At 57.6% G+C, this 1493-nt stretch carries 1 rRNA gene; it reads left to right on the top strand.

The window, feature by feature from the left end:
• Positions 1-1493 (top strand): 23S ribosomal RNA (locus tag I656_RS00150); the annotation flags it as partial.

Genomic DNA, 1493 nt, shown 5'->3' on the forward strand with positions numbered 1-1493 from the left:
GAAAGGGCGCACGGTGGATGCCTTGGCACTAGGAGCCGATGAAGGACGGGGCAAACGCCGAAACGCTTCGGGGAGCTGTAAGCAAGCGTTGATCCGGAGATGTCCGAATGGGGGAACCCACTGTCCGTAATGGGGCAGTATCCATGCCTGAATCCATAGGGCATGGAGGGCACACCCGGGGAACTGAAACATCTTAGTACCCGGAGGAGAAGAAAGCAACCGCGATTCCCTGAGTAGCGGCGAGCGAAACGGGAACAGCCCAAACCAAGAGGCATGTCCTCTTGGGGTTGTAGGACCGCTCACGATGGGAGTGAGAAAGGGACGGGGTAGACGAACCGGTCTGGAACGGCCGGCCAGAGAAGGTGAGAGCCCTGTAGTCGAAACTTCGTTCCCTCCCGAGCGGATCCTGAGTACGGCGGGACACGAGGAATCCCGTCGGAAGCAGGGAGGACCATCTCCCAAGGCTAAATACTCCCTAGTGACCGATAGTGCACCAGTACCGTGAGGGAAAGGTGAAAAGCACCCCGGGAGGGGAGTGAAAGAGAACCTGAAACCGTGTGCCTACAAGTAGTCAGAGCCCGTTGATGGGTGATGGCGTGCCTTTTGTAGAATGAACCGGCGAGTGACGATGGCGTGCGAGGTTAAGCCGAAGAGGCGGAGCCGCAGCGAAAGCGAGTCTGAACAGGGCGTGTGAGTACGTCGTCGTCGACCCGAAACCAGGTGATCTACCCATGTCCAGGGTGAAGGCCGGGTAACACCGGCTGGAGGCCCGAACCCACGCACGTTGAAAAGTGCGGGGATGAGGTGTGGGTAGGGGTGAAATGCCAATCGAACTTGGAGATAGCTGGTTCTCCCCGAAATAGCTTTAGGGCTAGCCTCGGGTTTAGGAGTCTTGGAGGTAGAGCACTGATTGGGCTAGGGGCCCAAACCGGGTTACCGAACCCAGTCAAACTCCGAATGCCAATGACTTATGCCCGGGAGTCAGACTGCGAGTGATAAGATCCGTGGTCGAGAGGGGAACAGCCCAGACCGCCAGCTAAGGCCCCGAAGTGCACGTTCAGTGGAAAAGGATGTGGAGTTGCAAAGACAACCAGGATGTTGGCTTAGAAGCAGCCACCATTTAAAGAGTGCGTAATAGCTCACTGGTCGAGTGACTCTGCGCCGAAAATGTACCGGGGCTAAACGTGCCGCCGAAGCTGCGGGATGACCGTTGGTCATCGGTAGGGGAGCGTTCTAAGGGCAGAGAAGCCAGACCGGAAGGACTGGTGGAGCGCTTAGAAGTGAGAATGCCGGTATGAGTAGCGAAAACAGAGGTGAGAATCCTCTGCGCCGAAAGCCTAAGGGTTCCTGAGGAAGGTTCGTCCGCTCAGGGTTAGTCGGGACCTAAGCCGAGGCCGAAAGGCGTAGGTGATGGACAACAGGTTGAGATTCCTGTACCACCTTCTTCCCGTTTGAGCGATGGGGGGACGCAGGAGGATAGGGCGAGCAGGCGG

The organism is Geobacillus sp. WSUCF1, assembly GCF_000422025.1.
Lineage (GTDB): Bacteria > Bacillota > Bacilli > Bacillales > Anoxybacillaceae > Geobacillus > Geobacillus zalihae.